Origin of the sequence: Microlunatus kandeliicorticis (assembly GCF_014137855.1) — a bacterium.
In the GTDB taxonomy this organism is placed as follows: domain Bacteria; phylum Actinomycetota; class Actinomycetes; order Propionibacteriales; family Propionibacteriaceae; genus Microlunatus; species Microlunatus kandeliicorticis.
In genome coordinates this window covers 891,151-915,032 of record NZ_JACGWT010000002.1, presented here as the reverse complement: position 1 = coordinate 915,032, position 23,882 = coordinate 891,151, and the positions used below count along the sequence as shown (strand labels likewise).

Genomic DNA, 23,882 nt, shown 5'->3' with positions numbered 1-23,882 from the left:
ACACGCTGACCGGGCGACTGGCCGACCGGTTCAGCCCGGTGCGGATCCTGACCATCTGGCTGATCGGCCTGCTGGTCAACGCCGTGCTCGGCGCGGTCGGTCTGGCCACCGCGACCGGTCCCACCCTGGTGGTGCTCGGTCTGGTCTGGTTCTTCGTGGCCGGCATCGGCAACGGCGGCGCGGCCGTCCCGCAGCAGGCCCGGTTGGCCGGGATGGCCCACGAGTCCGCCGCGATCGTGATGGCGCTCAACGCCAGCGCCATCTCGCTCGGCTCGGCGCTCGGCGGTGCCCTCGGCGGCGTCACCCTGGCCACCGGCGCCGCCCCGCACCAGCTGCTGCTGGTGGCCGCGGTGGTGCTCACCGCGACGGTCCTGCTGCACGCCGCCGTCGTGCGGTCGGCCCGGCGCGCGGAGGTCGGCGTCCCGGTCGGCTGATCACGCGCTGCGGACTTTTCCCGGATCCGTCGCATCCGATCGGTCCTCCCGTGCGCAGTAGGGGGCAGAGAACCCACACCACGGAGGTGCCATGTCTGTTCCCTCGTCCCACGCCCGATCCGCGGTCGCCGCTCCCCTGCTCCGCGTCCGCACGATGGCGGTGGTCGCACTCGCGCTGCTGCTCTCGGCCCTCGGCCTCACCCTGTCCAGCACGCCGGCCAACGCCGCGGGCAACGCGACGGTCTCGATCCTGCACGCCGTGCCGGGGGCGACCGTCGACGTCTACGCCAACGGCAAGGCGCTGCTGACCAACTTCAAGCCGGGCACCCTGACCGACCCGCAGTCGCTGCCCGCCGGCACCTACGACCTCAAGGTCGTCAAGGCCGGCGCCGGGGCGGACGGCACCGCGGTCGCGGAGGCCAAGGACGCCAAGGTCCCGGCCGGCGCGAACATCACCGTCGTCGCGCACCTGGACGCCGACGGCAAGCCGACCCTGACCCCGTACGTCAACGACAGCTCGCGGGTCCCGGCCGGTGAGGCCCGCCTGATCGTCCGCCACGACGCCGCCGCTCCCGCGGTCGACGTCCGCGCCGACAAGAAGGTCGTCTTCTCCGGTCTGACCAACCCGGACGAGAAGTCCGCCGAGGTGCCGGCCGGCACCGTCTCGGCCGACGTCGTCCTCGCCGGGACCGACACCGTGGCCATCGGCCCGGCCGACCTGACCCTGGCCGAGGGCACCACCACGATCGTCTACGCGTGGGGTTCGGCCGAGGACAAGAACCTGAAGCTGGCCGTCCAGAAGATCGCCACCAACACCAACCCGAACGGGGTGCCCGGTGGCACCGGCGGTCAGGCCGACGCCACCTCGCCGGTCGCCCTCGGGCTGGTCGGCCTCGGCGCGGCCGGCCTGCTCGGTCTCGGCGGGGTGCTGATGGTCCGCCGCCACCGCCAGGGGATGTCGGCGGCCCGGTGACCCGGCGCCGCACCCGCGGCGCATCGTCCGGGGACGTCCGGGAAGCGCGGGGCGGGCTCACCGCCCCGCGCCTCCCCGGGCGCCTGGTCGTCGCCGCGGTCGTCCTGGTCTCGGTCGCCTCGCTGGCGACCGGGCTCGTGCTGCTGGCCCGGGGACCGGACGCCGAGCGGCTGCCGGCCAGCCAGCAGCTCGCCACGGCCCAGGCGCCGCGGGCCGATCCGTCGCGGACGCCCAGTCCGGAGCAGAGCCCGAAGCCGAGCACCCGGTCGACCCGGACCACCGGCTGGCCGGTCCGATCCGCGGCCATCCCGAAGCCGACCAAGGACCCGCACGGGGTTCCCACCCGGCTCGACGTCGCCGCACTCGGGCTCGAGCTCCCCATCCAGCCGACCGGCGTCGACGACCGCGGCGCGATGGCGCTCCCGCCGGTGCCCGGTCACCTCGGCTGGTACCGCTACAGCTCCCGGCCGGGCGACGACAGCGGGGCCACCGTGCTCGGCGGGCACGTCGACAGCAAGGTCTACGGCACCGGTCCGCTGGTCGAGCTCTGGCGGCTCGAGGCCGGCGACACCCTGGTCGTCCAGACCACGAAGGGCCCGGTCACCTACGTGGTGACCGCGGTCCAGCGGATCGCCAAGACCGAGATCGACCCGGCCGTGGTGTTCGCCCGCAGTGGGGCGCCGGTGCTCCGGCTGCTGACCTGCGGCGGGCCCTACCTGCCGGCCAAGGGCGGCTACCAGGACAACGTCGTGGTCACCGCCAAACCGCGCTGACCAGGGCGGACCAGCCCTCGTGGCGACGGCTCCGCCCCGGTCACCGCCCCGGTCGCCGGACCGGTCCCCAGCCGCTCGGCGGCCGGGCGGAGTTGGACAGATGATCTAGTGTCGTGCAGGTGACGCTCGGCGTTCCGCCTCCCGATGCGGGCTCCTCGTCGCCCCGAGACAGCGGGCGGCCGGGTGCCTCCGACGACCTCCGGGAGCTGACGCAGGAGGAGCTGGCCGAGGCCTTCGTCACCGGCGACACCGCCCACCTCGAGGAGATGTACCGACGCTGGGGGGCCCTGGTGCTGACCGCGGCCCATCGCGCGCTCGGGGATCTCGCGGACGCGGAGGACGTCGTGCAGCAGGTCTTCGTCAGTGCCTGGCGGTCGCGCAGCGGCTACGCCCCGGCGCTCGGCAGCCTGCCTGCCTGGTTGCTCGGGATCACCCGGCACCGGGTGATCGACCGGATCCGCAGCCGCGAACGTGAGCTGACGCTGCGGAACCGGTTGCGCTCCGAACCCGAGCGCCGGACCTCCGAGGTCGCCGAGAGCGTCGACCGGCTGGTGCTGGCCGAGGAGATCCGGCTGCTTCCCGATCCGCGCGGCGCGATCCTCGAGCTGGCCTTCTGGCATGGCTTCAGCTACTCCCAGATCGCCGACCGGCTCGGTCTGCCGCTGGGCACCGTCAAGAGCCACGCACGGCGCGGGCTGCTCCACCTCCGGGCGCGCTTGGAGGAGGTCACCTCGTGACCGCCGATCCGGGCGATCCGGGCGGCCACCTCAGCGCCGAACGGCTCGCCGCCGCTGCTCTGGGTGCCCTCGGCGAGGGCACCTCGGGGACCGACGAGCGTCCCGAGGGCAGCGACGACGGAGCCGACAGTCATCCACCCGCAGAGCTGGCCGAGCTCAGTCCGGCCGAACGCGACCACGTCGCCACCTGCGCGGTGTGCCGCTACGAGCTCGACGCACTGGTCCGCGTCGTCTCCCTCGGCACCGGCGGTGGGCAGGCGCTGACCGAGCTCACCGAGCCGCGGCCCGAGCTGTGGTCGCGGATCGCCGCCGGGATCAGCGGACCACCCGCCCTCGCCCCGGCCACCGAGGTCGGGGTGCGCCCGCGCGCGACCTCGCCGGTCTCACCGCTGCGTCCGGCCGCCAACCCGAGCGCCCCGTTCGGCCCGCTGCCCGCCACCCCCGCGGACGCGCCGTCGACCGCGGCGGGGAGCACGCCACGCCGGTCCGTGCGACGACGCAGCCGGGCGGCGATCGCCCTGGTCGCCGCCTCGGTCGGCCTCGTGGTCGGCGTCGGCGGCACGGTGGCGATCCGCCAGGCCACCGCCCCGGCCGGCCAGGTGGTCGCCAGCACCGCGCTGACCGCGCTGCCCGGCGAGCAGGGCCGCGGCACGGCCGAACTGGTCCGCACCGACGGCATCCTCGACCTCCGGGTGTCGGTGGACGCCTCGGTCACCCCCGACCGCTTCTATCAGCTGTGGCTGCTCGACAGCGCCGGCGACCGGATGTACGACCTGGGCACCCTGCCGCCGAACGGCGCGGCGGCCTCCTACCCGCTGCCGGCCGAGCTCGCCCAGGGGCTGGGCAGCTACACCGTGGTCGACGTGTCGATCGAGCCGTACGACGGCAACCCGGCGCACTCGCACCACAGCCTGGTGCGCGGCCAGCTGCCCGGCTGACCGCCCACCCTCGGTTCTGTCGACAGGCTCAGCCCTTCGACCGGCTCAGCCCCTCGACCGGCTCAGGGAGCGTCAGCGGATGCCGGTGGTGGCCAGCCCCTGGACGAAGTAGCGCTGGAAGACCAGGAACAGGATGACCAGCGGGGCGACCGAGAGCAGGGTCATCGCCATCAGCGCGCCGTAGTCGGTCGTGTACTGGCCCTTGAGGAACTGCAGCCCGATCGGCAGGGTGAACAGCACCGGGTCGCGGAGCACGATCAGCGGCCAGAGGAAGTCGTTCCACTGCCCCATCACGCTGAGCAGGGTGAGCACGGCCAGCAGCGGCTTGGAGAGCGGCAGCACGATCCGCAGGAAGATCGAGACGCTGCCCGCACCGTCGATCTTGGCCGCCTCGATCACCTCGGTGGGGATGGCCAGCATGAACTGGCGGGCCAGGAACACCCCGAAGGTGCCGGCCGCACCGGGCAGGATGACCGCCCAGAAGGTCCCCACCAGGTCCATCCCGTTGACGATCCGGAACAGCGGCACCAGGGTCGCTTGCGAGGGGATCATCATCGTCGCCAGCAGGGCCAGGAACAGCACGCCGGCACCGGGGAACTTCAGCTTGGCGAAGGCGTACCCGGCCAGGGTGCTGAAGGCCACCGTCAGCACGGTGGTGATCACGGTGATGATCACCGAGTTGCCGAACCAGCTGAGCACCGGCCAGGCGTCCAGGACCTTGGTGTAGTTCACCAGGGTCAGGGCGCGCGGGATCAGCTGGAGCTGCTGGCTGAACACCGTGGTGTCGGTGAACGCCGTCAGCACCAGCACGTAGAACGGGAAGATCATCACCAGGCAGACGACCACCGAGACCACGATCCGCACCACCAGGCCGGCGCGGGAGTGCCGCCCGGCGGTGCGCAGCGCGGGCGCCTCGTCGATCCGCTTCGAGGAGACCTCCGTCTTCGGAGCCACCAGCGTCATCAGGCCACCTCGTCCCGGGTCCGGTTGGTCCGCCACTGCAGCACGGTGAAGACCAGGGTGAAGAAGAAGATCACCACGCCGATCGCGGCGCCGTAGCCCTGGTCGCGGGCCGGCCCGAAGGCGGTCTTGTAGGCGTAGGTGCCGAGCACCTCGGTCGCCGAGCCGGGTCCGCCGCCGGTCAGCACGAACACCGTGTCGAAGACCTGGAAGGCGTAGATCACGCTCATGATCAGCAGAAAGAAGGTCGACGGCCCGAGCAGCGGCAGGGTGATGTAGCGGAACCGCTGCCAGGCGTTCGCCCCCTCGACCGAGGCGGCCTCCTGCAGCTCGACCGGCACCGCCTGCAGCCCGGCCAGATAGATGATCATGGTGAAGCCGACCCGGATCCACAGCGTCACCAGCACCACAGACGCGAAGGCCGGCCCGCCCTCGGACTGCCAGGGCACCGTCGGCAGGTGCAGGGCCAGCAGCGCCTTGTTGATCACGCCGATGGTCTCGTTGTAGAGGAAGGTGCCGATCAGACCGGTGGCCACGCCGGAGATCACCAGCGGGAGGTAGATGATCGTCCGGAACAGCTTGCGGGCCGGCATCACCGAGTTGAGCAGCACGGCCAGCGCCAGCCCGATGACCAGACTCAGCGGCACCACCAGCACGATGAACAGCACCGTGTTGAGCAGCGCCCGGTAGAAGGTCGGGTCGGTCAGCATGGTGACGTAGTTGGCGAACCCGACCCAGGTGACCTTGCCGCTGAGCGGGGCGATCTCGGCGAAGCTGTAGGCGAAGGCCAGCACCATCGGGACCAGCAGGAAGACGATCGCGAAGATCATCGTCGGCGCGACGAAGGCGATCGCGGAGCGGTCCCAGCGCGACCGGCGCCGCCGCCGGGGCCCGCTGGTGGCGGGACGCGGCGCGGTGTCGAGGGTCGCTGCGCTCACGCCCCGGCCTTCTGCACGACGCTGGCCAGCGCCGCGGTGGTGGCCGCCGGCGTGGCCCCGCCGAGGAAGGCGCTCTCGAGCGCGTCGAGCATCCCCGCGTTGATCTTGCCGAACTGCGGCACGGTGACCTGCTTGACCTGTTCGGGCGTGATCGTGGTGGCCTGCTGGACGAAGGTCTCCATCAGGTCGGGCCGGACGGCGAAGTCGAGCTTGGCGCTGGTCAGGGACTTCAGGGTGGGCAGCTGCCCGGTCGCCTCGCAGTAGGTCTTCTGCTGCTGCTCGGAGACGATGAAGTCGAGGAACTTGGCGGCGGCCTCGGTGTTCTTGCCGTCCTTGGAGGCCACGATCGCGTTGCCGCCGAGGTCGCTGGCCGCGTTGGTGTCCCGCGGCATCGGCATCGCCCCGTACTCGAACTTCTTCTTCACCCCGGAGTCGATGGTGGGGATCAGGAAGTCGCCGGCGAACGCCATCGCCACCGTGCCCGCGATGAACGCGCTGTCGGGGTAGGTGCTGCTCTTGACCGAGCTGCTCCGGGCCACCCACTTGTTGGTGAAGAAGCTCTGGGTGAACTGCACCGCCTTGCGGCCGGCGTCGGAGTCGACCGCCGGGGTCTTGAGGTCGTCCCCGAGCAGGTTGCCGCCGGCCTGGAACAGCCAGGACAGCCAGCGGTAGGCACCGGCCTGCTGCCAGTCGTAGATGAACGGCGTCTGGTTGCCCTTGACGACCTTGGTCAGCTTCTCCGCGGCCTGGGCGAACTGGTCCCAGGTCCAGGCGTCGTCCAGGCTGGTCGGCGCGGTCAGCCCGGCCGCCTCGAAGGCGTCCTTGCGGTAGAGGATCGCGGTGGTGTCGATCTGGTGCGGCACGCCGTACGGCTTGCCGTCGTAGACCACGCCCTGCCACAACCCGGGAACGAAGGCGTCGATCTTGGCCTGGTCGAAGGTGCTCGAGACGTCGAGCAGCACGTCCTGGCTGGTGTACTGCCCGATGTCGATGTAGGAGACCCGGAACAGGTCCGGCGGGTTGCCCGCCTGGAACCGGCTGTCCAGGTTGGTCTGGATGCTGTCGTAGGGGACGGTCTCGGTCTTGACCGTGATGTTCGGGTTCTGGGTGTGGAAGTCGGCGATCAGCTTGTCGAACGCCTGCTTCTCGGTGTCTCCCGACCAGTTGACGAAGGTCAGCTGCGCCGAGCCGCCGGAGCTGCCCGAGCCGGACCCGGAGCCGCTGCCCGAGTCGGCCTTGCCGGTGAGACCGGCGCACCCGGCCAGGGCACCCGCGCCGAGCGCCGCCGCGGCACCCAGGCCGCCCTGGAGCAGCCGCCGCCGGCTGAGGTTGCGGGGGGCGGGAAAGGGGACGGTGGGACCGGGCATCGGGACCTCCTGGACGAGTGTGGCGTGGTCCGGTGCTCCGAACGGCCCCGATCCTCTGGGTACCTTCACAGATGCCGGGCGACTGGATGCAGAACCACGCCGGGCAGCGGCTGCTGCCCGAGCGGGGCGCGGAGGCCTGGTGGTCGCAAGCCCCCGACGGTGGGTCTCCGGCCGATCCTGTCAGACCGGCGCCGCGGGCGGGTCCGTCAGCGCGGAGCGGGCCAGGAACCGGAACCGGTCGCCGCGGTAGACCGAGCGGGTCCACTCGACCGGCCGGCCGGCCGCGTCCCAGGCTGTCCGGTGCACCAGCAGCATCGGGACCCCGACGTCGACGCCCAGCAACGCGGCGTCCTCGGGGACGGCCGGCGCGGTCTCGATCTGGTCCTCGGCGGCGGCCACCGTGATGCCGTAGCGGTCGGCCAGGGTGCGGTAGAGCGAACCGGTCGCGGCCAGGTGCCGGTCGAGCCCGGGCAGCGGGCCGCGCAGCCAGGCGGTCTCGTGCGCCACCGGCCGGTCGTCGATCCCCCGCACCCGCTCCAGCCGGACCACCGGGTCGCCCGGGGCGACCGCCAGTTGGGCCGCCACCGGCTCCTCGGCCGGTACGACCGCCAGCCCGAGGACGGTGTCGGTGCCCCGCTGACCGTCGGTGGCCAGGTCGGCGGTGAATGAGCTGAGCTGGTGCAGCCGGACCAGCCCGGGGTCCGCGACGAAGGTGCCCCGGCCCTGGGTCCGCACCAGCCGGCCCTCGACGCCGAGCTCGGCCAGCGCCTGCCGCACCGTGGTGCGGGAGGTGGCGAACTGCTCGGCCAGCTCGCGCTCGGTGGGCAGCGCGGTGCCGGGCGCGGATCCGTCGAGCAGCGCACCGATCTGCTCCTTGACCCGGTAGTACTTCGGGACCCGCACCCGACCTCCCGTCCTGCGCTCGTCGTCCTGACGCCGGTTGGCGTGCGCCCATGATGCTGCGTAGATTGGTCTATGCCAATTGTTCCGCACCGTCGACCCCAGCCGGGAGCCGTGATGAGCCAGGACCGCACCGAACCGAGCAGCGAGCGCGCGACCCGCGGTGCGCTGATGGGCGCCGAGGTCGCCGAACAGCCCGACGTCTGGGCCCGACTGCTCGACCGGGCCGACCAGCCCGACGGCGAGCTGGCCGCCGCGGCGGCGCTGATCGGGCGGCGCCGGCCGCGGTTCGTCCAGTTCGTGGCCCGCGGCACCTCCGACCACGCCGCGCTCTACGCGAAGTACTTCGCCGAGATCGTCCTGCAGCTGCCCTGCGGACTGGTCTCGCCCTCGACGATGACCGCCTACGGCGCCGAGCCCGACCTGACCGACGTGCTGATGATCGGGGTCAGCCAGTCCGGCGGCTCGCCGGACCTGGTGACCACCCTCGAGCGGGCCCGCGCGCAGGGCGCGCTCACCGTCGCGGTCACCAACAACCCGACGTCGGCGCTCGCCCAGGCCGCCGAGGCCCAGATCGACATCGCGGTCGGGCCGGAGAAGGCGGTGGCAGCGACCAAGTCGTACACCGGCCAGCTGCTGGCCCTCTATCTGCTGCTCGACCGGGTCCGCGGCGGCGACGGCGCCGCGGCCCGCCGGCTGCCGGAGTGGGGCACCGCGCTGCTCGGCCGCGACGACGACGTGGCCGAGCTGGCCCAGCGCTACCGGTTCGCCTCGCGGCTGGTCACCACCGCCCGCGGCTACTCCTACCCGACGGCGAGCGAGGCCGCGCTCAAGCTGATGGAGACCTGCTACCTCAGCGCCCAGGCGTTCTCCGGCGCCGACCTGCTGCACGGCCCGCTGGCCATGATCGACCCGCAGGTGCCGGTGCTGACGGTGGTCGGCGACGGCATCGGCGGCCGGGCGATGGGCCAGGTGCTGCCGCGGCTCTCCGAGCTCGGCGCGGACGTCTTCTGCGTCGGGACGCCCGACGCGGTGGCCGCGGCCACGGTCGGCATCGCGCTGCCGGACGGCGTCGCCGAGGAGGTCTCGCCGCTGCTCGAGATCCTGCCGTTCCAGCAGCTCGCCCGGCACCTCGCGCTGTTCCGCGGCGGCGACCCGGACGCGCCGCGCGGGCTCAAGAAGGTCACCGAGACCCTCTGAGGGCCGGCTGCGACGATGACCCGGTGAGCCCTGCGTCCGACCGTCCCGACCCCGAGCCGCCGCTGGTGCTGCTGGACACCGCCCCGCAGCCGGTCGGCCGGATCTTCACCCCGGACACCCGGGCCACCTTCGAACAGCGCTTCCGGGTGGTGGACTGCGGCGGCGACCCGGACCGGTTCGACGCGCTGCTGCCGGAGGCGTTCGCGGTGGTCGGGCAGACCGACCTGCCGGCCGCCCGGCTCGAGCGCGCGACCCGGCTCCGCGCGGTGCTCAACGTCGAGGGCAACTTCTATCCCAACGTCGACTACCCCACCGCCTTCGCCCGCGGGGTCCGGGTGCTCGGCTGCGGCCCGGCCTATGCGCAGGCGGTGGCCGAGTACGCCCTCGGGCTCGCCCTCGACCTGGCCCGCGGGATCAGCCGCGAGGACCGGGCGTTCCGCGCCGGGCGCGAGCGCTACCTGGGTGACGGCAACGCCGACGCGGTGCTGCTCCGCGGCGCCGACGTCGGGCTGATCGGTCTCGGCAACCTCGGCCGTGCGCTGCTGCCGTTGCTGGCTCCGTTCCGGCCGAGGGTCCGGGTCTTCGACCCGTGGCTGCCCGACGCCGTGCTCGCCGAGGCCGGCGTCGAGCCGGCCGGGCTCGACCAGGTGCTCGGCGACAGCCGGTTCGTCTTCGTGCTGGCCGCGGTGACCAGCGAGAACAGCGAGGGCGGGCGGCTGCTCGACGCCGCCGCGCTCGACCGGCTGCCGGCCGGGGCTCGGGTGGTCTTCGTCAGCCGGGCGGCGATGACCGACTACGACGCGCTGCTCGACCGGGTCGAGGCCGGCCGCTTCCTGGCCGCGGTCGACGTCTGGCCGGACGAGCCGGTACCCGCCGACGCCCGCGCCCGCCGCCTGGAAGGGCTGGTGCTGTCCGCGCACCGGGCCGGCGGCATCCCCGCGGCGTTCGCCGAGATCGGTGAGCTGGTGCTCGACGACCTCACCCTGCTTGCCCGTGCGCTGCCACCGGTGCGGATGCAGCCGGCCGCGCCCGAGCTCGTCGGCCGGTACCGGAACCGTCCCGCCGGCTGAGGCCGCCTCAGCTCAGCCGGCGCCAGGCCGGCCAGAGCACGTCCCAGGGACGGGTCGGACCGGTGCACAGGGCCACCGGCTCAGCCTGCTCCTCGGTGTCGACCCCGACCCCGTCGTCGAGCCGGGCCACCGTGCGGCAGCTGGCGAACTCGCCGCGGTCACGCTCGGCCAGCCCGCCGACCAGCACCACCGTCCGGACGCCGGCGGCCGGCCGGCCGAGCTCCCAGAGCGCGTTCTGCGGGCTGTAGACCGGCAGCCCGCTGACCCCGTACCGGTCGAGGGCGCCCGCCTCGCCGTAGTTGCTGGCCACGATCACCGCGGCCGGGTCCTGGCGCCGGGCCGCCTCGGCGACCCGGTCGATCTGGTCGACGTAGCGCGGCCATCCGATCTGGTCGCGGACCGACTGGTTGACCGACGGCACCGGGGTGTAGCGCAGCACCCCGAGCGGCAGCACCGGCAGGTTGAGCACCACCCCGCTGGCCACGGTCAGCCCGACGCAGGCGATCACGTACGGACGCCGGCGCCGGACCAGCCGCTCGACCTGGACGCAGCCCAGCGCGTAGACCGCGGCCAGCGCCGGATAGGGGTAGTAGACCTGCGACCCGCCGGCCACGGTGAGGGCCAGCACCACCACGAAGGTGGCGACCACGAACCGCAGGCGGGCGAGCTCGGGACGCCGGATCACCCGGACCACCGCCAGCACCCACACCCAGCACAGGAACGGCCCGATCATCACCAGCAGCAGCGGCCCGACGCTGACCCGCACGCCGGCGCCGTTGTCGCCGGACAGCGCGGCGGCCATCCCGAGCTGCGGCAGCCCGTGGGTCAGCTGCCAGACCACGTTCGGCAGCGCCAGCAGCACGGCGAGCCCCGCGCCCAGGGCCAGCCAGCGGGTCCGCAGCACCCGTCGCGGCCCGACGGCCAGGAGCCCGAGCAGAACGCCGAGCACCAGCATCACGATCAGCCACTTGTTCCAGGTGTCGAGGCCGACCAGCGCCCCGGCGAGCAGCCACCACCGGGGCTGGTCGCGGGCCACCACCCGGACCACCGCGAGCAGGATCGCCGGCCAGACCACCAGGTCGACGGTCGAGGTCAGCAGCAGGTGGCCGAGCGACAGGGTGAAGCTGCCGAACGCGTGGCCCCAGGCGGCCAGCCCCTGGGCGAACGGGCCCCCGCCGAGCTCGCGGGCCAGCAACGCGATCACCACCACCCCGCCGCAGGCCAGCAGCAGGGCGGGCAGCCGCAGCGAGGCCACCTCGTCGCCGAGCACGGCGATCGCGGCACGGGTGAGCGCCGGGAGCAGCGGCGGTTGGTCGACGTAGCCCCAGCGCAGCGGGAGCAGCCGGAAGTAGAGCTCGTCGCGGTGGTAGCCGTACCGGCCGGCGGTCAGCGCGAGCACCAGCCCGAGGGCCAGCACCGCGCTCGCCACCGGGGCGGGCGCGAGCGGCGGCCGTCCGGTCGTCCTGACCATCGTCCTCCGCTCCTCGGCACGCCGTGGGGGCGCCTGATCCGGCCGACCTGCCGGCCGTCGTGCCGGTGTCGTGTAACGATCATGCTGCGCCCCGCGGGCTGGCACTCTCCCCCTCTTGTGTGCCAGACGTTCCCTTCGCACCATGTGTCACACCGGTGACACGGTCTCACCGGTCGAGAGCCGGACCCGGGTCGAGTCCCGGGGCGCGCGAGGAGGGTGGTCATGGAACCGTCGTCGATCGAGATCGCACCGCTCCAGTACCAGGGCGGCTTCGGGGGCTTCATGATCATCGGACGCTGGCCGCGCGAGGTGGTGGAGTGGTCCAAGATGCTCGTGCTCGCCGTCCAGCTCGCCGCGGTGCCCGGGCTGCTGCCCGCCTCGACCGTCTTCTGCGTCGAGGAGAAGGTCCCGGACGACTCCGCGGACGGCGGTGGGCTGCACGCAGTCGGCCGGGCCACCCGGGCCGGCTCGTTCGTGGGCGAGCAACCGCTCCAGCCCGGACGGTTCGCCGACCCGCTGCCGCCGGCCCTGGTCGTGCTGCACCCGCCGGCGAGCACCCGGTCGAGCGTCCCCGAGTACGAGGTCGCCTCCGGCTGCATCCTGCTGCCCGGGCTGCCGCACCTCGGCCTCGACCACCGGGCCGCCTGGGTGGCGGCCGACGCCGGCGGCACGGTGACCGAGCTGCACAGCCGGTGCGGGATCGACCCCAACCGGGACGCCGACACCGCTGCGCTGGCCCTGCTGCTCGCCGCCTGAGCCGAACCCTGCGCCCCCATCTCGCGCCCACCTCGCACGCCCTACGCCCACCTCGAGGCCCACCTCGAAACCCACGTCGCACGCCCTGCGTCCACCTCGCACCGGATATAGGGCGTGCGAGTTGCTCCGAAGGGGTGCGACGTCGGCGGAGAGGTGGAGCGCACCGTGGGGCCGCCGGGACCGGTGGGACGGACGGGAGAGCCGGGACGGCGCACCGCGGGCCGGAGGTCACGGTTCGCTCCCGAGGGGTGCCGCGGGCGCGAACGCCGGGGTTAGGGTCCGGGAATGGCGCGGCTGCTGCGATGGCTGGTCTGCGGGACCCTGCTGCTGGCCGCCGGGACGCTGACCCTGGTCGCCGCGCAACGGCACTGGGCGGTGTGCCGGCCGGACCCGTCGAGCGCGGGCTGTCTGCTCCGCGAGGAGGTCAGCCTGGCGGCGCCGGTCTGGGCGTCCGCCGGGCACCGTGACCCGACCACCGCGGTGCTGACCGTGATCGCCTGCTTCCTGCTCTTCCTGGCCTGGGTGCTGGCCGTCGGCTGGGCGCGACGCCGGCTGATCCGCACCCTGGTGACCCTGGTGGTCGCCGCGCAGCCGCTGCTGGCCGCTGTCCTCGGGATCGTCGACCTGGTCACCCCGGACGCCGCGCTCCGGCTGGCCACCAGCGGCTGGCTCACCTGGCCGGCCGAGATGCTGGTGCTGCCGATGCTGCTCGGCGCCGGTTGGATCTTCGAGGAGGGCGCGCTGGCCATGGTGCGCCTGGTGGTGCTCGGCTGGACCGTCACCGCGTTCGGCTCGATCCACGGGTTCTTCGACTACGTGATCTTCATGATCCGGCACCCGGTGCCGCCCGGGACCCCGGTCGGCACGGTCGGCGCCCCGGCCGGGATGGGCTTCGGGGCGGCGATCGTCCAGCTCGCGCTCGGTGTGGTGGTGATCGGGCTGAGCGTCTGGGCCGACCGGCCGCGCCGTCCGGACACCGACCGGCGCGGACGCGACGGCTTCACCCTGGCCGCCTGAGCCTCAGAGCGGGCTGTCCACCAGCGCCGGGTCGCGGACCACCAGCACCTTGACCTCCTCGCCGCCGGCCGAGGCGGCGAACGCCTCGGCCACCCGCTCGAGCGGGTAGCGGCTGGTGACGAAGTCGGCCGCCCGCACCTCGCCGGCGCTGATCATGTCGGCGGCCACCCGGTAGTCAGCGGGCAGGTAGGTGGCGCTGCCCTGGATCCGCAGCTGGTGGTCCTGAACGATCGGCGCCGGCACGGTGACCGGCCGGGTCGGCACGCCGACGATCACCACGGTCCCGGCCTTGTCGGCCATCGCCAACGCCTGGTCGACGGTGGGCTGCACCGAGACGCAGTCGAAGACGACGTCGGCGCTCTCGCCCAGCTCGGCCCGCACCGCAGCGACGACGTCCGGACGTCCGGCGTCGACCACCGCGTCGGCGCCGAGCCGGAGCGCCCGTTCCCGCTTGCTGGGCAGCAGGTCGGTCATCACCACCCGGTCCGCCCCGGCGTGCCGGGCCGCGGCCAGCACCAGCAGCCCGATGGTCCCGGCGCCGATGATCACCACCGCCCGGCCCTCGAGCCCGGTCACCGGGTCGCCGGCCAGCGCCACCGCGTGCACCGGGGTCGAGAGCGGCTCGATCAGCGCGGCCTCGAGGTCGCTCATCCCCGGCGGCAGCGTGTGCAGCCGGTTCGCCGGGACGGTGAAGAAGTCGGCCATCCCGCCCTGCTCGTACCCGCAGCCGAAGAAGACGAGGTTCTCGCACAGGTTCTGCCGGCCGGTGCGGCACATCTTGCAGCTCCAGCACGGCAGCGTCGGCTCGACGGTGACCCGGTCACCGACGGCGACGCCGGTGACCTCGGCCCCGACCGCCCGCACCACGCCGACGACCTCGTGGCCCGGGTGGTAGGGCAGCGGGACGAACGGGTGGTGGCCGGCGGCGGCGTGGGTGTCCGAGCCGCAGACGCCGGTGACCACCGTTTCGACCAGGGCCTCGGCCGGCCCCGGTTCGGGCCGCGGCACCTCGACCAGCACGATCTCCCCCGGCCGCACCTCGACCCGACGCATCCGCTCCGCCTGCTGCTCGGTCACGGCCCGCAGTCTGGCAGACCACGACCGGGCGGTCCGGACGGCGGTGGCGCCCCGACCGGCCGGACCGGGGTCAGAACCGCAGCAGCACCTTGGACGAGGCAGCCGGGTCGCCGGCGGTCCGGAACGCCTCGACCGCGTCGTCGGCGTCGAACTCGTGGCTGATCACCGGCTCGACGGCCAGGCTGCCGTCGGCGAGGGCGGTGATCACCTCGTCGATCTCGTCGTTGAACCGGAACGAGCCGCGGAGCTCGAGCTCGCGGACGGTGGCCACCGCCACCGGGACCGGCTGCGGTCCGGGCGGCAGCATCCCCACCAGCACGACGATCCCGCCCCGGGTCACCGACTCGACCGCCGAAGCCAGCCCGGGCGCGCTGCCCGAGGTCTCGATGGCCACGTCGGGCTGGACGGCGCGGACCGCGTCGGCGTCGCGGGCGTCGACCACCCGGTGCGCGCCGAGCGCGGTGGCCAGCGCGAGCGGACGCTCGTGCAGGTCGACCGCAGTCACCTCGGCACCCGCGCGGACCAGCACACCGACGGTCAGCGCGCCGATCGGCCCGGCTCCGACCACCAGCACCGACCGCCCGCGGACGTCTCCGGCCCGGGCCACGCCGTGCCAGGCGACCGAGGCCGGCTCGGTCAGCGCGGCCAGCCGGAGCGACAGCCCGGCCGGCAGCGGCCGCAGCATCCGCGACGGCAGCACCGCGTAGTCGGCGAACGCGCCGGCGGTGTGCGGCAGGTGCGCGGCGCTGCCGAGATAGGTGCCCAGCGGGGCCAGGTTGGGCCGGTCGGCCGGGTAGCGGGTGACGCCGTCGTCGACCGGGGTGGCCGGGTGGACGGCCACCTCGGTGCCCTCGGCCGGACCGCTGCCGTCGGCCGCCGTCCGGGCCACCGTGCCGACCACCTCGTGCCCGAGCACCAGCGGCTCGCGCAGGATCGAGGTGCCCGAGTTGCCGTGCGTCCAGTAGTGCAGGTCGCTGCCGCAGACCCCGCCGTAGCCGATCCGCACCACCGCCTCGTCGGGCCGGGGCGCGGGCAGCTCGACGCTCGTCACCTCGAGCTCACCGGCCCGTGGCACCCGGACCGCGCGCACCCGGTCGGGAACGTCCATGATCAACTCCTCGGCGTCGTCGGACCGCAGCCCGGTCAGGGATCAGTAGAAGTCGACGGTGTCGACGGCGTTGATCATCGGCTCACCGTCGAGCAGCCGGGTGGCGTTCCGGGCGAACAGCTCGGCGATCCGGCGGTCCTCGGCGCCGTTGAGCGCAGCAGTGTGCGGGCTGACCACCACGTTGGGCAGGCCCCACAGCGGGCTCTGCTCCGGCAGCGACTCGGTGGCGAAGACGTCCAGCGCGGCGAAGGAGATCCGCCCGTCGGACAACGCCGGCACCAGCGCCTCCTCGTCGATCACCGTGCCGCGTCCGACGTTGACCAGGACGGTGTCCGGCTTGACCGCGGCGAGCACCTCGGCACTGATCAACTTCTCGGTGGCTGCGGTGCCGGGCAGAGTGATCACGATCGCGTCGACCTCACCGACCACCGCGGCCAGCGCATCCGGCTTGACCAGCCGGTGGACGTGCTCGACCGGCTCGTCGCCGCGCCGGCTGCCGATCACCGTGGCGCCGAGGGCGTCGAGCTTGGCCGCGACCTCGCGACCGATCCCGCCGAGCCCGACCACCAGCACGGTCAGCTCACTGACCTGCCGCATGATCCACCGGCCGGCCCAGCGCCGGTCGCGCTGGTCGGCCTGCAGCCGCGGCAGGTCCTTGGCGCCGGCCAGCACCCCGAACAGGGCGAACTCGGCCAGCGTCCCGCCGTGCACACCGGCGCTGGTGGTGAAGGTGACCCGGTCGAGCTCGTCGGGGTCGAGTCCGGCCGCCTTGACCGACGCCCCACCGCCGGCGGCCATGGTCTGCACCCAGCGCAGACCCGGGTTGGCGCGCACGGTGCGGGCCAGCTGGTCGGGCTTCTCGTCCGGGATGCCGTAGAGGGCCTCGGCGGAGTCGACGAGCTGCTCGAACCGGCGCTGCTGGTCGTCGCTGCGACGGAAGTCCGGGTCGCCGCCGTGGTCACCGGGGTGCCGCATCGGCGGCATCAGCTCCTGGTCGACCACCAGCTCGACCCGCGGCTCGCGGTCGGTGATCAGCCGGCACAGCTCGTCGGGCAGCGGGCTGGCCACCACCACGCGGAGCCGGCGGTCGTCGGCAGGACGGGAGTCAGTGCTCACCCCCGCACGCTACCGACCGCGGTCGCCCGGGCGGCCACCTGCCCGACCGTCCCGACCCGCGGGCAGACTGGCCCGGTGACCGAGCCCGGACTGCCGGTGATCATCGAGACCGACGTCTGCGCCGACGTCGACGACGTCGGGGCGCTGGCGCTGGTGCACGAGGCCGCCGACCGGGGTGCCGCGCGCCTGCTGGCGATCGGCGTCAACACCCCGAGCCGCTGGGGCCACCGGGCGGTCGCCGTGATCAACCGCTTCTTCGACCGCCCCGTCCCGCTCGGGATCCTCGACCCCGACCGGCACCCGCCGGACGACAGCGTGGCCGAACGCGACTACGCCCGACTGCTGGCCACCCGGTTCCCTGGCGGCGACGTCCCGGAGCCCGAACCCGCCGTGGTCGTGCACCGGCGGGCGCTGGCTGCGGCCGAGGACGGGGCGGTCACCGTGGTCTCGCTCGGCTTCCTGACCAACCTGGCCGCGCTGCTCGACAGCCCCGGCGACCGCACGGACGCCCGGTCCGGGTCCGCGCTGGTGGCGGCCAAGGTGTGCCGGCTGGTGATCATGGGCGGCCGGTTCCCCGAGGGCCGCGAGTTCAACTTCGAGCAGGACGTCGCCTCCGCGGTCGCGGTGCTCGAACGGTGGCCGACGCCGGTCGACCTGCTCGGCTTCGAGGTCGGGGCTCCGGTGATCAGCGGTGCACGACTGTCCGTCGAGGCGGCCGACACCCCGGTCGGGGCGGCCTACCGCGCCTACTGCGGACCCGGGAACGGCCGCGAGAGCTGGGACCCGCTGACCGCGCACCTGGCGCTGACCGACGACCCCGAACTGTTCGCCTTCTCCGCGCCCGGCCGGGTGCGGCTCGAGGCCGACGGCACCTCGCGGTTCGCCGAGGACCCGACCGGGCGGCACCGGATCGTCCGCGCCGTCGCCGGGCCGGAGCGGATGGCCGCCGCGGTCGACGAGCGGCTCGACCGCGCCGTCGACCGGAGCCGCCCGCACGGACGGCCCTGACCGGACCGGCTCAGCCCTCGCCCTCCTGGTCGGACGTCCGGGTGGGGTCGCGGTGCTGCGGGAACGCCGGATCGTCGCTCTCGCCGGCGACCCGGGCCCGCAGCTCCTCGTGCCGTCCGGCGTCGTCGCCGGCGTCGAGCAGCGAGTTCGGGCCGGCCTCGTTCGCCGGGTACTCCAGCAGCCCCACCTCGGGGTGGTGCAGGTCGAAGGCCGGGGACTCCGAGCGGATCCGCGGCAGCGAGAAGAAGTTGTGCCGCGGCGGAGGACACGAGGTCGCCCACTCCAGCGACCGACCCCAGCCCCACGGGTCGTCGGTGTTCACCCGCGGCCCGCGCCGCGACTTCCACAGGTTCCACAGGAACGGCAGTGTCGAGGCGCCCAGGAGGAAGGCCCCGGCCGAGCTCACCTGGTGCAGAACGGTGAACCCCTCGTTCGGCAGGTAGTCGGCGTACCGGCGTGGCATCCCCTCCACACCGAGCCAGTGCTGGACCAGGAACGTCGTGTGGAAGCCGATGAACAGCAGCCAGAAGTGGATCTTGCCCCAGGTCTCGTCGAGCATCCGGCCGGTGAACTTGGGCCACCAGAAGTAGAAGCCGGCGAACATCGCGAACACCACCGTGCCGAACACCACGTAGTGGAAGTGGGCGACGACGAAGTAGGAGTCGGAGAGCTGGAAGTCGAGCGGTGGACTGGCCAGGATCACCCCGGTCAGACCCCCGAACAGGAAGGTGACCAGGAAGCCGATCGCCCACAGCATCGGGGTCTCGAAGGTCAGGCTGCCGCCCCACATCGTGCCGATCCAGTTGAAGAACTTCACCCCGGTCGGCACCGCGATCAGGAACGTCATGAAGCTGAAGAAAGGCAGGCTGACCGCCCCGGTGACGAACATGTGGTGCGCCCAGACCGCCACCGACAGGGCGGCGATGCTCAGGGTGGCCGCGACCAGGCCGATGTAGCCGAAGATCGGCTTGCGGCTGAACACCGGCAGGATCTCCGTCACGATCCCGAAGAACGGCAACGCGATGATGTAGACCTCGGGGTGCCCGAAGAACCAGAACAGGTGCTGCCACAGGATCGGGCCACCGTTGGCGGCGTCGAAGACGTGCGCCCCGAGCGGCGGCCGGCCCGGCTGTCCGGAACCGGCCGGGAGGTACCGGCGGTCCGGGCGCAAACGACGTCCCGCGCGGGATGCGAGTTCGACACCAGACATCTGATGTTTGCTGGTGATCCGGTACGATCCGTGCCCAGCCCGTGGTCGCGCGGGGAGGTCCGACTCGAGGGAGAGATCCGATGGCAGCCACCGAAGACCCGACGCTGTGGAGCGACCTGACCCGACCGCTGCCCGACTGGTTCGCGCGGGCCCGGTTCGGCATCTTCATCCACTGGGGCGCCTACGCGGTCCCGGCCTGGGCCGAGCCGACCGGCGCGCTCGGGGCGGTGCCCGACGACGAGTGGTTCGCCCACAACCCCTACGCCGAGTGGTACTTCAACACCATCCGGATCGAGGGCAGCCCGGCGGCCCGGCGGCACGCCGAGGTCTACGGCGGTGCGCCCTACGACGACTTCCTCGACGCCTGGCGGGCCGAGCGGTTCGACCCGGCCGCCTGGGCCGAGCTGTTCGCGGCCACCGGCGCCTCCTACGTGGTGCCCACCACCAAGCACCACGACGGGATCGCACTCTGGGACGCACCGGGCACCGGCCGCCGCAACACCGTGCACCGCGGGCCGCAGCGCGACCTGGTCGGGGCGATCGCCGAGGCCGTCCGAGCAGCCGGGATGCGGTTCGGCGTCTACTACTCCGGCGGGCTGGACTGGAGCGTCAGCGACTTCCCGCCGCACCGCTCCGGTGCCGAGGTCGGCGAGCTCCGCCCCCGCGACGCCGCCTACAACGCGTACGCGCTGCTGCACGTCCGCGACCTGGTGGACCGCTACGGCCCCGACGTCCTCTGGAACGACATCAACTGGCCCGACGCCGGCAAGCGCGACGGCGCCTGGTCGCTGCACGAGCTGTTCAGCGACTTCTACGCCCGCAACCCCGACGGGGTGGTCAACGACCGCTGGGGCATCCCCTACGCCGACTACCGGACGAGCGAGTACGAGGCCGGCACCGAGAACGAGGAGGGCGCCTGGGAGAACTGCCGCGGGATCGGCTTCTCGTTCGGCTACAACCAGGTCGAGGACGAGCAGAGCACGCTGTCCGGTCCGCAGCTCTCGCGCTACCTCGGCGACGTGGTCTCGCGCGGTGGTCGGCTGCTGCTCAACGTCGGCCCGACCGCGGCGGGCGAGATCCCGGAGATCCAGCAGCGCTCGCTGCGGTCGTTCGGACGCTGGCACACCGCGGTCCGCGACCTCTTCGCCACGGCGACGCCGGTGATCGACGGGGCGGTGGCGCCGAGCGAGGAGCCGTGGACCCGTTGGCTGCAGACGCCCGACGGCGAGCTGGTGGCGCTGGTCGACCAGACCGACCGGCCGGACGGCGTGACCGTGGCGGTCGGCGGCCCGTGGGCGACCGGCACCGCCCGGCTGCTGATCGGCGAGGGTGAGGCGACGGTGACCGACGGACGGCTGACCGTGCGCACCGGCGCACTCCCCGACGGTCCCGCGGTGGTGGCGGTCAGCCGCTGAGCCCGCACGGAACCGCGGCTCGATCCGGTTCTGCAGCGCCGGCCCCGCCCGAGCGGCGGAGCCGGGCGGATCGGGTCGCGGTTCCGTGCGCCCCGCAGGTTCCGGCGCTCAGTCCGCCTGCAGGGCGGTGGCCAGCTTCGGCACCGCCTGGTCGAGCAGGAACGGCAGGCTGAGCGGCGAGTTGAAGCCGAGCGCGCCCGCGAAGTCCTGGTCGAACCCGCCGACGTCGACGAACCGCTTCTCGCGGACCACGTCGAGCGCGGTGAACAGCCGGTTCTGCAGGAAGTCGCGATCGAGGCCCTCGCCGATCAGCACGTCGGCGTCGAAGACGTCGAGGCGCTCGAAACTGACGTCGCCGCCGGTCCGCGGCACCATGAACCCGAGGTCGACCAGCCAGCCGGTCCGGTAGTCGTCGGCACCCAGGCTGTAGCTGCCGTCGGCAGACGACCCGAGGGCGAACGCCGCGCTCTTGCCCGCGAACGCCGGGTGCGCGGACCGGGCCGCGGCGAACCGGCCCTCGACCTCGGTGACCAGCTCGTCGGCCCGCTGCTCGCGTCCGAGCGCGCGACCGGTCACCCGGGTCTGGTCCTGCCAGCTGGTGGCCCCGGCGGCGACGTCCCCGGACTGCGCGACCGTCGGGGCGATGGCGGCGAGCTTCTCGTAGGCCGCCCGGTCGATATAGGCGTTGACCGCCAGGATCAGGTCCGGGTCGAGCGCGGCGACCTTCTCGAAGTCGAGCTCGTTGGCGCCGACCGTCGGGAGCTGCTTCCCGCGCACCGACGCCGGCGCCCACGGCCGCTGCGGGGCGTCGTAGCCGAGGAACTCCCGGACGCCGACCGGCTCGACGCCGAAGGCCAGCGCGAAGTCCTGCTCGTTGAAACCCGCGGTGAGCACCCGGGTCGGGGCGGCCGGCACGGTGGTGGAGCCGAACTGGTGCTCGATGGTCACCGGGAACGGGCCCGCGGCGCCGCTGCCGCCTTCGCTCGGTGTCCCGGCACCGCTCGGGGCGTTCCCGACGGTCGGGTCGGACTGGCAGGCGACGAGCACCGGCAGGCTCAGCGCGGCGGGCAGCGCGACGGTCAGCAGGCGGCGACGGGAGAACCCCGAGGACGATGACATGAGGTAAGGCTAACCTCACCTGGCCGACGGCTGGCGGTTCGACCGACCTCCGGAAGCCTTCCGTGACCGGCTCAGGCGGCGCGACGCGAGCGCTGGATCACCGGGTCCGGATAAGGCGCCGACGCGATGAGCTGCCGGGTGTAGTCCTGTTGTGGGTCGGCGAGCACGGCTGTCCGTTCGCCGGACTCGACCACCCGGCCGCCCTGCAGCACCACCACCCGGTCGCACAGCTCGTCGACCACAGCGAGGTCGTGGCTGACAAACAGGCAGGCGAAGCCGAGGCGCTCCTGCAGCTCGCGGAAGGTGTCGAGGACGACCGCCTGCACCGAGACGTCCAGCGCGCTGGTCGGCTCGTCGGCGATCAACAGATCGGGATCGAGTGCCACCGCCCGGGCGATAGCCACCCGCTGCCGCTGCCCGCCGGAGAGCTCGTGTGGATAGCGCTGCCGCCACGACCGGCCGGCGGTCGGCCCGAGCCCGACCGCCGCGAGCAGCCGGTCGACGCGCTGGTCGAGCTCGGAACCGCGCAGTCCTCGGTGCACCGCAAGCGGTTCACTTACCGTCTGCTCGACGGTGTAGCGCGGGTTGATCGAGGTCGCCGGGTTCTGGAACACCACCCCGATCCGTCGACGCAGCCCGGCGCGCTGACTCCGGGACGCGCTGCGGAGGTCGATGCCGTCGAGGACGACCCGGCCACCGCTGACCGGCGCCAGCCCGATCAGCGCGCGGCCGATCGAGGTCTTCCCGCTGCCGGACTCACCGACCAGGCCGAGGATCTCGCCTCGGTCGATCCGGAGATCGACGCCGTCGACGGCCCGGAACGTTCCGCGCAGGAGGTTGCCGTACTCGACGGTCAGGGCCTCGACCTGCACCAGCGGGCGACCGCCGTCCCGCTCGGCCGCCGGCCCGCGTGAGCCGAGCCGCGGGACCGCGGCGAGCAGGTCGGCGGTGTAGGCCGCCGAGGGGCGGGCGAAGACCTGCTCGACGTCGCCGCTCTCGACCACCGCGCCGGAACGCATGACCACCACCCGGTCGGCGATGTCGGCGACCACCCCCATGTCGTGGGTGATGATCATCACCGTCATCCGTCGCTCGTGCTGGAGCCTTCGCAGCAGGCCGAGCACCTCGGCCTGGACGGTGACGTCGAGCGCGGTGGTCGGCTCGTCGGCGATCAGGAGCTCGGGCTCACCGGCCAGCGCCAGCGCGATCACGACCCGCTGGGCCTGACCGCCGGAGAGCTGGTGCGGACAGTGCCGGAGCCGCCGCTCGGCGTCGCCCAGCTCGACCGACTCGAGCAGGTCGAGCGACGCACGGCGGATCTGGTCGCCTCGGATGCCCGGCCGGGTGGCGCGGAGCGCCTCGGCGAGCTGCCAGCCGATCGTGAACGTCGGATTCAGGGCGGCGAGCGGGTCCTGGAAGATCATCGCGATCCGCCGACCACGGACGACGCGCATGGCCCGGTCGTCCCGTCCGGTCAGCTCCACACCGTCGAACCGGATCGAACCGGTGACGGTCGCGGTCTCGGGCAGCAGGCCGAGCACCGACATCGCGGTGACGGACTTCCCCGAACCGGACTCGCCGACCACGGCGAGCACCTCACCCGCTCGGACGTCGAAACCGGCACTGTCGACCCCGGTCACCGGCCGACCGCTCACGTCAAAGACCACCCGGAGGTCTCGGACCGAGAGCAGCGGCACCTGCTCCCGAGCGGCTGGCGACGTCACGACTCCTCCTCGGAGGCCCCGGAGTCCCGGCGTCGCTTGTACCGCTCCCAGTCCTCGAGCATCCGCCGGTGGTAGGTGGCCAGCCAGACGAAGTAGTCGCGGCCGTTGATCAGCCGTTCCCGGACCCGGTCGTCCTCTTCGCCGTCGTCGAGCAGGTCCAGACCGCTCTCGATCAGCTGACGTTCCTGATCGAAGTAGCGGCGCTCGCCGGCCAACCAGCTCCCCCAGACGTCGTTCTCGACCCGGAAATAGTGACTGCGGTCGCCGGCGACGACCTGACGCTTGATGAATCCGGTGTCCAGCAGCCGTCGGGTGGCCATCGAGATGGACCCGCTGCTCGCGTTCAGCGCCTCGGCCAGTCCGGCCGAGGAGATGTACGGCGCCTTCATGATCATGAGGTAGCCGAGGATCCGCCCGTCCATCTGCGGGGAGCCGATCGACTCCCACATCAGGCCGAACTCCGCGGCGTACCGTCGCCGGGCGAGCTCGTTCTCGTCCGGCGGGCCGGGCGCGGGCTGCCCGTCACCGGAGGATCCGGGGTCGGGACGTTCGGAGCGGGCTCTGGTCATCG

The 23,882-nt window shown here is 73.2% G+C and carries 21 protein-coding genes and 2 pseudogenes; 11 read left to right on the top strand and 12 right to left on the bottom strand.

All coding sequences use genetic code 11. From position 1 onward, the window contains the following. The 5 genes and pseudogenes from FHX74_RS09095 to FHX74_RS09075 all read left to right on the top strand — a co-directional run. Positions 1-434, top strand: a pseudogene (locus FHX74_RS09095) (MFS transporter); the annotation flags it as partial. Positions 435-525: 91 nt separating this feature from the next. Continuing rightward, complete coding sequence (locus FHX74_RS09090; RefSeq protein WP_220483620.1) at positions 526-1,407, top strand: DUF4397 domain-containing protein; 882 nt, start codon at positions 526-528, stop codon at positions 1,405-1,407. Next, positions 1,404-2,180 (top strand): class F sortase, encoded by a 777-nt coding sequence (locus FHX74_RS09085; protein ID WP_182559711.1) that lies wholly within the window; start codon positions 1,404-1,406, stop codon positions 2,178-2,180. Before FHX74_RS09090 ends, FHX74_RS09085 begins: the two co-directional genes overlap by 4 nt. Positions 2,181-2,293: 113 nt before the next feature. Further along, positions 2,294-2,917, top strand: coding sequence for an RNA polymerase sigma factor (locus FHX74_RS09080; protein WP_220483619.1), 624 nt, complete (start codon positions 2,294-2,296; stop codon positions 2,915-2,917). Next, positions 2,914-3,855 (top strand): anti-sigma factor, encoded by a 942-nt coding sequence (locus tag FHX74_RS09075; protein WP_182559710.1) that lies wholly within the window; start codon positions 2,914-2,916, stop codon positions 3,853-3,855. The genes FHX74_RS09080 and FHX74_RS09075 overlap by 4 nt, the downstream gene beginning before the upstream one ends. 72 nt (positions 3,856-3,927) lie before the next feature. Here the strand turns inward: FHX74_RS09075 and FHX74_RS09070 are convergent, their stop codons facing one another. The 4 genes from FHX74_RS09070 to FHX74_RS09055 form a co-directional block, all read right to left on the bottom strand. Continuing rightward, positions 3,928-4,818 (bottom strand): carbohydrate ABC transporter permease, encoded by an 891-nt coding sequence (locus tag FHX74_RS09070; protein ID WP_182559709.1) that lies wholly within the window; start codon positions 4,816-4,818, stop codon positions 3,928-3,930. After that, on the bottom strand, positions 4,818-5,753 hold the full coding sequence (locus tag FHX74_RS20225) for a carbohydrate ABC transporter permease (RefSeq protein WP_220483618.1): 936 nt from the start codon (positions 5,751-5,753) through the stop codon (positions 4,818-4,820). Before FHX74_RS20225 ends, FHX74_RS09070 begins: the two co-directional genes overlap by 1 nt. Beyond that, a complete protein-coding gene (locus FHX74_RS09060; protein ID WP_182559708.1) occupies positions 5,750-7,120 on the bottom strand; it encodes an ABC transporter substrate-binding protein in 1,371 nt (456 codons plus the stop codon). Before FHX74_RS09060 ends, FHX74_RS20225 begins: the two co-directional genes overlap by 4 nt. A gap of 180 nt (positions 7,121-7,300) precedes the next feature. Further along, positions 7,301-8,023: a GntR family transcriptional regulator gene (locus tag FHX74_RS09055; protein ID WP_182559707.1), complete on the bottom strand. Its 723-nt coding sequence runs from the start codon at positions 8,021-8,023 to the stop codon at positions 7,301-7,303. Between the two features lie 114 nt (positions 8,024-8,137). Here FHX74_RS09055 and FHX74_RS09050 point away from each other — a divergent pair, with 114 nt between their 5' ends. Next, positions 8,138-9,220, top strand: a complete 1,083-nt coding sequence (locus FHX74_RS09050) for an SIS domain-containing protein (protein WP_220483617.1) — start codon at positions 8,138-8,140, stop codon at positions 9,218-9,220. Positions 9,221-9,243: 23 nt separating this feature from the next. Continuing rightward, a complete protein-coding gene (locus tag FHX74_RS09045; protein ID WP_182559706.1) occupies positions 9,244-10,290 on the top strand; it encodes an NAD(P)-dependent oxidoreductase in 1,047 nt (348 codons plus the stop codon). Positions 10,291-10,297: 7 nt separating this feature from the next. Here FHX74_RS09045 and FHX74_RS09040 read toward each other — a convergent pair whose 3' ends face one another. Then, positions 10,298-11,761: an ArnT family glycosyltransferase gene (locus FHX74_RS09040; RefSeq protein ID WP_182559705.1), complete on the bottom strand. Its 1,464-nt coding sequence runs from the start codon at positions 11,759-11,761 to the stop codon at positions 10,298-10,300. A gap of 222 nt (positions 11,762-11,983) precedes the next feature. On the opposite strand from FHX74_RS09040, the gene FHX74_RS09035 reads away from it, so the two are divergent. Then, positions 11,984-12,517 (top strand): peptidase, encoded by a 534-nt coding sequence (locus FHX74_RS09035; RefSeq protein ID WP_182559704.1) that lies wholly within the window; start codon positions 11,984-11,986, stop codon positions 12,515-12,517. 285 nt (positions 12,518-12,802) lie between these two features. Then, positions 12,803-13,534 carry a hypothetical protein gene (locus FHX74_RS09030; protein WP_182559703.1) on the top strand — a complete coding sequence of 244 codons (732 nt, stop codon included), beginning with the start codon at positions 12,803-12,805 and terminating at the stop codon, positions 13,532-13,534. A 3-nt stretch (positions 13,535-13,537) separates the two neighbouring features. Here FHX74_RS09030 and FHX74_RS09025 read toward each other — a convergent pair whose 3' ends face one another. The 3 genes from FHX74_RS09025 to FHX74_RS09015 form a co-directional block, all read right to left on the bottom strand. Continuing rightward, a complete protein-coding gene (locus FHX74_RS09025; protein ID WP_220483616.1) occupies positions 13,538-14,611 on the bottom strand; it encodes a zinc-dependent alcohol dehydrogenase in 1,074 nt (357 codons plus the stop codon). A 70-nt stretch (positions 14,612-14,681) separates the two neighbouring features. Further along, the gene (locus FHX74_RS09020) at positions 14,682-15,719 is read right to left on the bottom strand and encodes an L-idonate 5-dehydrogenase (protein WP_182559702.1); all 1,038 of its coding nucleotides are present in this window, start codon (positions 15,717-15,719) and stop codon (positions 14,682-14,684) included. A gap of 42 nt (positions 15,720-15,761) precedes the next feature. After that, positions 15,762-16,835, bottom strand: a complete 1,074-nt coding sequence (locus FHX74_RS09015; RefSeq protein ID WP_328823720.1) for a D-2-hydroxyacid dehydrogenase — start codon at positions 16,833-16,835, stop codon at positions 15,762-15,764. Between the two features lie 75 nt (positions 16,836-16,910). Here FHX74_RS09015 and FHX74_RS09010 point away from each other — a divergent pair, with 75 nt between their 5' ends. After that, a complete protein-coding gene (locus FHX74_RS09010) occupies positions 16,911-17,843 on the top strand; it encodes a nucleoside hydrolase (RefSeq protein ID WP_182559701.1) in 933 nt (310 codons plus the stop codon). A 10-nt stretch (positions 17,844-17,853) separates the two neighbouring features. Here FHX74_RS09010 and FHX74_RS09005 read toward each other — a convergent pair. Continuing rightward, positions 17,854-18,957: pseudogene (locus FHX74_RS09005) on the bottom strand (cytochrome c oxidase subunit I); the annotation flags it as partial. Positions 18,958-19,133: 176 nt separating this feature from the next. Here FHX74_RS09005 and FHX74_RS09000 point away from each other — a divergent pair. After that, positions 19,134-20,468, top strand: coding sequence for an alpha-L-fucosidase (locus FHX74_RS09000; protein ID WP_182559700.1), 1,335 nt, complete (start codon positions 19,134-19,136; stop codon positions 20,466-20,468). 108 nt (positions 20,469-20,576) lie between these two features. On the opposite strand, the gene FHX74_RS08995 is transcribed toward FHX74_RS09000, so the two are convergent. From FHX74_RS08995 to FHX74_RS08985, 3 genes are all read right to left on the bottom strand, one after another. Next, entirely contained in the window at positions 20,577-21,587 is a 1,011-nt protein-coding gene (locus FHX74_RS08995) for an ABC transporter substrate-binding protein (RefSeq protein WP_182559699.1), read from the bottom strand. A gap of 71 nt (positions 21,588-21,658) precedes the next feature. Beyond that, positions 21,659-23,284, bottom strand: coding sequence for an ABC transporter ATP-binding protein (locus tag FHX74_RS08990; protein WP_328823728.1), 1,626 nt, complete (start codon positions 23,282-23,284; stop codon positions 21,659-21,661). A gap of 23 nt (positions 23,285-23,307) precedes the next feature. Next, positions 23,308-23,880 carry a GbsR/MarR family transcriptional regulator gene (locus FHX74_RS08985; RefSeq protein ID WP_182559697.1) on the bottom strand — a complete coding sequence of 191 codons (573 nt, stop codon included), beginning with the start codon at positions 23,878-23,880 and terminating at the stop codon, positions 23,308-23,310. Positions 23,881-23,882 lie beyond the last annotated feature (2 nt).

Bases quoted from the DNA above. Each gene is read 5' to 3' on its own strand.
- FHX74_RS09090 (WP_220483620.1), top strand. From the start codon at position 526: ATGTCTGTTCCCTCGTCCCACGCCCGATCCGCGGTCGCCGCTCCCCTG.
- FHX74_RS09070 (WP_182559709.1), bottom strand. From the start codon at position 4,818: ATGACGCTGGTGGCTCCGAAGACGGAGGTCTCCTCGAAGCGGATCGAC.
- FHX74_RS09060 (WP_182559708.1), bottom strand. From the start codon at position 7,120: ATGCCCGGTCCCACCGTCCCCTTTCCCGCCCCCCGCAACCTCAGCCGG.
- FHX74_RS09050 (WP_220483617.1), top strand. From the start codon at position 8,138: ATGAGCCAGGACCGCACCGAACCGAGCAGCGAGCGCGCGACCCGCGGT.
- FHX74_RS09040 (WP_182559705.1), bottom strand. From the start codon at position 11,761: ATGGTCAGGACGACCGGACGGCCGCCGCTCGCGCCCGCCCCGGTGGCG.
- FHX74_RS09035 (WP_182559704.1), top strand. From the start codon at position 11,984: ATGGAACCGTCGTCGATCGAGATCGCACCGCTCCAGTACCAGGGCGGC.
- FHX74_RS09030 (WP_182559703.1), top strand. From the start codon at position 12,803: ATGGCGCGGCTGCTGCGATGGCTGGTCTGCGGGACCCTGCTGCTGGCC.
- FHX74_RS09020 (WP_182559702.1), bottom strand. From the start codon at position 15,719: ATGGACGTTCCCGACCGGGTGCGCGCGGTCCGGGTGCCACGGGCCGGT.
- FHX74_RS09000 (WP_182559700.1), top strand. From the start codon at position 19,134: ATGGCAGCCACCGAAGACCCGACGCTGTGGAGCGACCTGACCCGACCG.
- FHX74_RS08995 (WP_182559699.1), bottom strand. From the start codon at position 21,587: ATGTCATCGTCCTCGGGGTTCTCCCGTCGCCGCCTGCTGACCGTCGCG.
- FHX74_RS08985 (WP_182559697.1), bottom strand. From the start codon at position 23,880: ATGACCAGAGCCCGCTCCGAACGTCCCGACCCCGGATCCTCCGGTGAC.